Here is an 8,466-nt window from a genome sequence, read left to right as displayed (position 1 = left end):
TCCACCTTTTCCACCGCCGTGAGGGGAAGGAGGCTCAGGTCGTACCCCCCGGCCAGAGGCGAGTTCAGACGCGCCCCATCCCACAGGATGAGCACCTGTTCGGCGGAAGAGCCACGCACCGAGACCGTCTTCATGGCCGCCTCCGAGCCGTAGCTTTTGACAAAGGCACCTGCCACAGGTCGCAACGCATCAGCGACGGAGGCTGCGTTGGTCATGGCAATGTCGGCTGCCGATACCACCTCTGCCGACACGGGCAACTCCCATGTCAACGACCTGCCCCGCTTGCCTGTCACCATCACTTCTTCAAGCTCAATGACCACCGGCACCATCTCGATGCGCACCTGCAGGGTCCTGTTCGCCGGGATGCGCACCGGTATCACCTGCGCAGCGTAGCCGATGTGCGAGATCTTCAGCTGGTAAGAACCCGGTTCCAGCGATGGAACTGCAAAGCGGCCAGCCCCATCGGTGGCTACGCCCCTATCCCCCGGGAGGATCATCACGTTGGCACCTGGAAGGGGACTCCCCGTAGTCTTGTCCACCACCAGCCCCACAAGTTGCGCATCCGCACCGGCAGCAAATGCCGCCTCGATAAGCAAAACGACGAGGAGTAGCCTGTGGCTTTTCATCTTGACCTCCCGTAGCATTGGAGTGACCGTCACGTGCCTCCTACCCCAAACCCGGAACGTCGCCGGCACCACAATGGCAAAGATGACAGTGTTGACGGCGGCATGGGTCAGGTAGAAGGCTGCACCGTAGGCGTAGGCACCGATGAGCGCGGGGAGGGTGAGCCCGCTCATGATGAGGAAGCCCACCGTGGTGAGGAAGTCGAACGCCACCGTGACGACCAGACCACAGGCGGCCACCCCCAGCACCTGAAGCGAGGCGGATCTCGCGCGTAGCAAGCGCCTCCCCACGAGGCCGCCCGCAAGTCCTGCTAGGGCCATGCCAATGACCTGGCTTGCGAGTAAGGTGAAGGAAGAGATGCCATAGGGGTTGATGGCCGCGTAGAGCAGCTCACCCACGGCGGCAGTGAGGAGTCCGCGTCTGGCGCCCAGCACAACGCCGGCAACAAAAGCGGTCGCGGTCACCAATTCCACATTCGGCACGCTGCTCAGCAGATAGCCCAAGGCGACCATCAAACCAGCGAAGGTGGCCATAGTTGCCAGCGAAAGCGTTTCTCGTCGCACAGATCGGCTCCTCTTCTGCCTCCACAATGGGCGGCCCCATGCGCGGGAGGCGCAAACAAAAAACCCTGGCCTCCGAAAAGGACCAGGGTTCGCACGTCGCGCACACTCCGTTGCACCGACACCTCACCCGCGGAGGCTCACACGGTGACACCGACTCCGGCAGGTTTCCTGGCTTTCCCGACCCTGATCGCCTTCCCATCCAAGCTGCGGACAGTGGCATGCCTGACCAGGGCACAGGCACATCATCATGCACCCGGGATCACAGTAGCGGGGCTGCGACGGACTTGCACCGTCTTCCCTTTTCCTCCCCAAGGGGGAGCACCGGAATCTACGCCAAAACCATCAAAGAACGACGGCAAAAATATAACACAGGCATCTGGAAATTTCAAGGAAAAAGTGCAGGCGCCTTGCATTTTCTTGCGGCGCAAACCTGATTATGCACGCTATCGCCTCCAAGAATTGATGAGGGGGAGCTCTGCCTCAATGGAACTTTGCCCCCGATGGCGGCGTCTCATGAACGTCATCGCCAGGCCGGAAACAGGAGGACGAACGCGTGAAAAGAAGTTTCGGCGGTTGGATCGGGGGTGTGCTTGCGGGTTGTCTCTTCCTTTCTTGCCTCCATGGTCATCGTTGGTCTTTGCCAGAGCGAATTGACGAGTACATGCAACGCGTGGCGGCGCGAGGGTTCTCCGGCGCCCTGCTTGTGGCAAAAGGGCAACAGATTATCTTGGCCAAAGGGTACGGGTTCGCCGACCGCGAACGAAAGCTGCCGGTGACGCCGCGCACTGTCTTTACCGTGGGATCGATCACCAAGCAATTTACGGCTGCGGCCATCTTGAAACTCTATGAGCTCGGCAAGCTTGACCTCCGAGACCCCATCGATCGATATTTCCCCAATGTGCCGCCTGACAAGGCAGGCATCACACTCCACCACCTTTTGACTCATACCGCCGGCTTCCCCGACGCCATCGGCGACGACTTTGAGCCCATTAGCCGGGAGGAGTTCGTGGCCCTCGCACTGCGCACCCCACTGCTCTTTTTGCCTGGCGAACGGTACCATTACTCTAACGTCGGCTACAGCCTGCTCGGCGCCATCATCGAACAGCTCACTGACACCTCCTACGAGCGCTTTCTGCACGATGCCCTCTTCGTTCCCGCTGGAATGAAGGAGACGGGCTACGTACTTCCTGCCTGGAGAGAAAGTCAGCTTGCCCACGGCTACCGCGGAGCTCGCGACTGGGGAACCCTGCGTGACCACCGGTGGGCGAGCGACGGCCCCTATTGGCACCTGCGGGCCAATGGCGGCATCCTGTCCACCATTGGAGATTTGTACAAATGGCACGTGGCGCTTGAAAGTGGCAGGGTGTTGCCGGACACGCTGCACGACTTGCTGTATCGGCCTTACGTACGGGAAGGCCCGGAAGCCAACTCGTTCTACGGTTATGGCTGGGCACTTTTCACCACTTCGCGGGGAACGCGCCTTGTCGCTCACAACGGGGGCAACGGCATCTTTTCCGCCGACTTCCTGCGCTTTCTTGACGAGGACGTGGTAGTGATTTGCCTAGCCAACGTGGCAGGCAAACCAGCATGGCAGGCGAGCGAGACGGTGGCGCGTATCGTGTTCGGGGAGCCCTATGAGCTGCCTGCGGAAAAGGTCGAGGCGCTTCCGCTGCCACTTCGCGGAGCTTCTCCCATGGAGGGTCACGCCCTGGCTCTGCTCCGCCTGCTGAACCAGGGTGACACAACCGCAGTTGCCGAAGTGTTGGAGGCCCACTTTGCGCCCGCCTACCAACAGCCGGAAAGACTGGCGCGCCTGCGCTCCTTTGTCCAGCGTGTAGGGTCTCGCCAGGCACCGCTCACAGTGGTACAAGCGGAAAAGGTCGGAGACACCTCCTTGGAGCTCACGCTCCGCTCTGAAAAGACCGGCAACTGGTGGTTGCTAACGGTCGACTTTGCGGAGGACTCGCTCCACCGCATCACAGGCATGCGCATGGTGGACACGGCGCCGCTTGAAGGTCCATGAATCCCTTTGTGTGCGGGTTCGCCCAGGGCAGAGGACCTTCTCGCGGTCGCTGCGGCTTCATCTGGAGCCCCTTCAGCGCAGCCCCCTCCGCAAGACCGCCCGCCACTAAGGCCGGCGCCTCATGGATGCTGGTCCAGAAAATCCTTGACCATGGCGGCGAACTGGTCTGGAGCATCGGCAAAAAGGAAGTGTCCAGCCTCTGGCAGCGTGCGAAGCTCGGCGTTCGGCAATGCCTGCGCATACACGGCGCTGGCCTCCACAGGTTGGATGTCCCGCCCCCCGTGCAGAATCAACACCGGGGCCGTCACCCGTTTGAGTGCAGCGCGATAGTCATGCTTTTTGCCCATGCTCAAGTACAGCGCCTGCACCATCCACCCCCCATTCCCATGGAAGCGCAGCGTGGTAGGTACGGGCATCCCCTTTGCCTTGGCGGCCGCCAGGTAAAAGCGAGTAAAGCGCGCGTTCAACCCGATGAGTTCCCCCTCACTGCGCGCAAAGAGCTCCTTGAAATCCAGGTATTGCCGCAGGTAGGAGTCATACTCGCCCTTCAGCTCTTCCGGAAGGAGCGTTCTTACTTCGTCGAGCAAGTTTCCGGGACCAGGAAACTGGAGAAGTTGCGCCGGCGAAATCAGGACCAGAGCGCGCACGTGCTCAGGGAACTCGGCTGCATAGAGCGCGGCCAGGAACGCTCCGAAGGAGTGCCCCACCAGGGTCAACTTCTCCTCGCCAAGGATGCGGCGGATCCTTTCGATATCGGCGATCTGTGCACCCAGGCCGAGCGCCTTGTCCAGACTCAGCATGTTCCGATAGAAGCTTTTGGGTGTAAACTTGTCCACCGGACGCGTGGAGTTGCCGCAGCCCCGCTGGTGGTAGTAGATCATGCGGTGGTGGTCAGCAAGCTGATGGAACCCAGGGGGAGGCCCCACGTAGGGATAGCCCGGCCCACCGTGGAGAACGAGGATAACTGGCCCGCTTCCTTCCTCGAAATGGAAGAGCTTTACCTCGGGCTCCACCAACCAAAGCTGGTCACCGGCCGTCTGCGCCTGAGGCTGAAGCGGAGCGCGCAACCCCTTTTCCGCGCGAACCATCCCGGGCTGGTACAGAGGCCGCCCTGCGCTGAGCAGGAAAAAGATCACGCCCAGAACCACAAGAACGAGGACGGCGGCTAGTACGGCTAGCATGATCCTTTTCGCCACGGCTTGTTCCTCCTCAGTCGACAAAGGTCCAGTTGACCCCCCAAGTGAAGAACTGTTTGGGCATCGGATAACCCCACACGACCTGATAGTCGAAGCTCAAGAGATTATCGATGCGCACCCAGACGCTGGCGTTGTGCATGATGCGCGCCTCAAACTCGGCTCCTGGCACCGCAACCGCCCCCAGCCGGTGAAGGAGGGTGACATCACAACGAGGGCCGAGCAACGTGCAGGAGAGTCTCCCGGTCAAGTCAAGGTCCGAGCCAAACAGGGCCACCCCGTAGCCGACGGACAAGGAGGCAAACCACTCGGGCAACTCTGGGGGCCGTTCATCGCCGAACAGCGCACGTTGCACAGTGAGCGCTCCGCGCAGCTGGAGCCTGGAGAAAGGCTGCGCTTTGGCTGCTCCAACCAGACCCGCAAGCCTGTGTTTCGCATTTGACTGTCGAAAAACGAGTCCATCCTTCGCCTCCGTCAAGGAACCCATCACCTCATGAGCCGACTGACGCAGAAAGAGGCCCGCATACCACGCGCACCACTCGTGCTGGGTTGCGAGTGCGGCCACGAGTCTATGGACTGCCCACGGCTGCAGATGCTGGTCGCCGCGCACCGGGGCCACGGCGTATCGTTCTTGAAAGCTGGGGAAAAAGACCTCGCGGCTGGCATCCAGGGTAAAACGATGCTCTGGGCTCAAGTCAGCTTTCGCCTGGAGCGCCGGGGCAACATAAAGCGTGCCTGGGAGCTGCCCAAGGCCGTCCAGGAGGAGCGCAACTTGCAAGCCATGGTGTGGTTGCACGCGTAGGCCGAGGCGCATCCGCCCCTCGAGGTCCGCGTGCTTGCCCATGCGTTCGCTGCAGAGACTGGCCCCTTGCAAAGAAGCCCCCACCATTCCTGCGAGCGGTCCGCGCGTGCGGCTCGCCGAGACAGCAAGGGCCAGCACCCGAGCGTCGTCCAACCAGCGCAGCCTGAGGGGGTAGTCATGGAATTCCCTGGAGAGTTCGGTGTGCGCGAAGGTCGCTTCGACGGCCAAGGCAGACCTCCACCTGCCCGTCACCACCAGGGCGTGATCGAGGCGTCGATCCTTTGTTACCGGGTATATTGCACTGCGCAAGGCAATTTCTGTGGGACTCGGCGTGACCTCCGCTTCCGCTTTGGTTAGTAGCGCGGTGTATTTGGCCTGCCAATTCTGGTCCAGCTGTGCGCCAACCGTAGCTCTGATGCGCTGCGCATCGTACTGCTGCCGGGGGCCAAAGCCGTCAAAGCCCGCCAGCAGGACTCCGGCAAGCACGTCCGTCTTCGGGCTGAGCTTCATACCCAGCCCTACATCCACCGCACGGACGCCCCAATCGCCGTTTTCATAACCCACGTGGGAAAGAGGTCTGGGCCCATCGTGCCGGCACGACACAGCCCTTAAGGTGGCGCCCGCAGCAGCGCGCGGTGCCTCCCACCGCTGCCATATGGGCTCAAGCTGCACGCTCGCCACCCAGAAGGTGGGTAGGGTCGTCAGGTCAACCGTGCCGCGAATGGGGTCCCTTAAGTCGATGCCGTCCACGGTGAGCCCCACTTCGCGGGCGCTACTTCCGAAGCCTGAAAAGGACAGCCACTGTCCTGGAGCACCACGGTCATGGAAGAAGAGGGCCGGCATGTTGGCCAACGCGTGCCCGGGACGCGGCCGAAGCAGCTCCTCGGCCGTCATGACGAGGACATTGTTCCGGACGCCTGTGCTGCGCCCACTGTCCGGATGAGCGGACGCAGGTTCATGGAAAAGCTCTTGCGCCCGCATGCTGCACGGGAGGATCAGGCTCAGCACAAGCAAAAGCGACGCATGGACGGCTCGCTTCACGTTTCCTCCTGGTGTGCGCGTGCCGCCAGCTGCCCACACGCCGCCTGAATGTCATCCCCTTTGCTCCAGCGGACAATCACCGGGGCCTTTAGCGGGGCCAGCCCATTGCGGAAGGCCTCGATCTCCCCGGGGGAGGGGCGTCGATATGGCCCATCCGTGGCGTTGTAAGGGATGAGATTGATCTTGCAGGGCACCTGCTTAACCAGTTCTCGCAGACGTCGGGCGTCATCGACCGAGTCGTTCACCCCGGCCAATAGCACGTACTCGAACGTCGGCCTCCGTCCCGAGCGGCGATAGTAGTAGGTGACCGCGTTGAGCAGCTCCTGCAGCGGATAGCGCTCCGCCACCGGCATTAGGGCGCGGCGCTGCTCATCGGTGGTGGCATTCAGGGAGATGGCCAACTTGAAGCGGTGGCCCTCATCGGCAAGGCGCATGATGCCAGGCACCCAACCGGCCGTGGAGATGACAATCCGCCGGTGGCCGATGGCCAGACCGCGCTCGTGACGCATGAGCTCGCACGCAGCAATCACGTGCTCGTAGTTAAGAAGAGGCTCTCCCATTCCCATGAGTACAATGTTGCTCACCTCCTGGCCGACTCGCCGTTCTGCCACCAGCACCTGGTCGATGATCTCGCCTGGCAAAAGGTTTCGCCTGAAACCCATCTGCCCCGTAGCGCAAAAACGGCAACCGAGCGCGCACCCCACTTGCGTCGACAGGCACAGCGTGTGTCGCTTCCCCTCCCGAATCGAGACGCTCTCGATGCGCTCACCATCGCCCAGCTGAAACAAAAACTTGCGGGTACTGCCGTCGCCCGAGGTAACCTCAGACACGAGCCGCAGCAGTCCAATGCTGGCCACCTCTGTGAGGCGCTGGCGCAGCGGCTTGGCAATGTCCGTCATCTCGGCGAAATCACGCGCCTTTTTGTTGTAGATCCAGGCAAAGAGCTGCCGGCCGCGGAAGGGCTTCTCCCCGAGTGCTGTGGCAAACTGCTCCAACTCCTGCATGCCCATCCCCACCAACTGGGTCTTGGTCAGCTCCGAAGGCATCACGCTCACCTCACCGTTTGTCACCGTCGCAGAAGAAATTTACGCAAATGCCTTTCATTGAGCAAGGAAAAACATTGATAATTCAGGCAAAAAATGATAACTTAATTGCAAGGCTATAGGAACATCTCAAGGAGAAAACATGGCTCTTGCTCAGCCTCGAAGGAGCGATCTGGAAATCGTCGAACAGCTCAAGGAAGCGCACGACCGCATCACCGGGGAAATCGGTAAGGTGATCGTGGGCCAGCGGCAGGTGATCGATGAACTCCTGATTTCCCTCCTGTCGCGCGGGCACTGTCTGCTCATCGGCGTCCCTGGCTTGGCGAAGACACTCCTCATCAGCACGTTGGCGAGGGTGCTCAATCTCTCTTTTTCACGCATTCAGTTCACCCCTGACCTCATGCCCTCCGACATCACGGGCACCGAGGTGCTTGAGGAAGATGTGAGTACCGGCAAGAGGACCTTCAGGTTCGTCCGGGGCCCTGTGTTCGCCAACATCGTGCTGGCCGACGAGGTAAACCGCACCCCCCCGAAGACGCAGGCCGCCCTGCTGCAGGCCATGCAGGAGCACGAAGTATCGGTGGCCGGGCAGACTTACAAGCTCGACGAGCCCTTCTTCGTGCTGGCCACCCAGAATCCCATCGAGCAGGAAGGGACCTATCCCTTGCCAGAAGCGCAGCTAGATCGTTTCATGTTCAGTCTTTGGGTGGATTATCCCGCTGCAGACGAGGAAGTACAAATCGTCCGGTCAACGACCAGCGCCTACAGTGCTGACCTAAGCAAGGTATTGAACGCGGCGGAGATTGTGGCCCTCCAGGACCTGGTGCGGCGCGTGCCAGTGGCCGATGCGGTGATTCGCTACGCCGTGGAGCTGGTGCGGAAAACGCGCCCAAACCATGACGGGGCACCGAAGTTTATTCGGGACTGGATAAGTTGGGGTGCCGGCCCCCGGGCCTCGCAGTACCTCATTCTCGGCGCCAAGACGCGAGCCATTTTGGACGGCCGCCCCACGCCCGACATCGCCGACGTGCGCGCAGTGACCCTGCCAGTCCTCAGGCATCGGCTGGTCACCAACTTCAATGCAGAAGCAGACGGCGTGGGCACCGAGGAGATCGTGCGCCGACTCCTAGACAGCACTGAAGCATGACCCGCCATGCCCAAGGCATCCCAAGACTAT

6 protein-coding genes and 1 riboswitch are annotated in these 8,466 nt (G+C 61.4%); of the genes, 2 read left to right on the top strand and 4 right to left on the bottom strand.

Translation table 11 applies throughout. The features are described from left to right. The coding region (locus ONB25_14900) for a TonB-dependent receptor (GenBank protein MDZ7394173.1) at positions 1 to 1,187 on the bottom strand (1,187 nt) is incomplete at its 3' end. A gap of 140 nt (positions 1,188 to 1,327) precedes the next feature. After that, positions 1,328 to 1,528: riboswitch (cobalamin riboswitch) on the bottom strand. Between the two features lie 212 nt (positions 1,529 to 1,740). Between ONB25_14900 and ONB25_14895 the strand changes: the two genes are divergently transcribed. Next, positions 1,741 to 3,210, top strand: a complete 1,470-nt coding sequence (locus ONB25_14895; protein MDZ7394172.1) for a beta-lactamase family protein — start codon at positions 1,741 to 1,743, stop codon at positions 3,208 to 3,210. A gap of 119 nt (positions 3,211 to 3,329) precedes the next feature. On the opposite strand, the gene ONB25_14890 is transcribed toward ONB25_14895, so the two are convergent. Genes ONB25_14890 through rlmN form a run of 3 tightly spaced genes read right to left on the bottom strand, consistent with a single transcriptional unit; the run spans position 3,330 to position 7,292 of the window. Beyond that, positions 3,330 to 4,406 (bottom strand): alpha/beta hydrolase, encoded by a 1,077-nt coding sequence (locus ONB25_14890; protein MDZ7394171.1) that lies wholly within the window; start codon positions 4,404 to 4,406, stop codon positions 3,330 to 3,332. Between the two features lie 13 nt (positions 4,407 to 4,419). Continuing rightward, complete coding sequence (locus ONB25_14885; GenBank protein ID MDZ7394170.1) at positions 4,420 to 6,246, bottom strand: hypothetical protein; 1,827 nt, start codon at positions 6,244 to 6,246, stop codon at positions 4,420 to 4,422. After that, on the bottom strand, positions 6,243 to 7,292 hold the full coding sequence (gene rlmN / locus ONB25_14880) for a 23S rRNA (adenine(2503)-C(2))-methyltransferase RlmN (protein MDZ7394169.1): 1,050 nt from the start codon (positions 7,290 to 7,292) through the stop codon (positions 6,243 to 6,245). The genes ONB25_14885 and rlmN overlap by 4 nt, the downstream gene beginning before the upstream one ends. A gap of 139 nt (positions 7,293 to 7,431) precedes the next feature. Between rlmN and ONB25_14875 the strand changes: the two genes are divergently transcribed. After that, positions 7,432 to 8,436, top strand: a complete 1,005-nt coding sequence (locus ONB25_14875; protein ID MDZ7394168.1) for a MoxR family ATPase — start codon at positions 7,432 to 7,434, stop codon at positions 8,434 to 8,436. Positions 8,437 to 8,466: the final 30 nt, after the last annotated feature.

The organism is candidate division KSB1 bacterium, from assembly GCA_034506335.1.
Lineage (GTDB): Bacteria > Zhuqueibacterota > Zhuqueibacteria > JANLFK01 > Oleimicrobiaceae > Oleimicrobium.
Note: the sequence above shows the minus strand (reverse complement) of the source record. Positions and strands in the feature narration are given on the sequence as shown.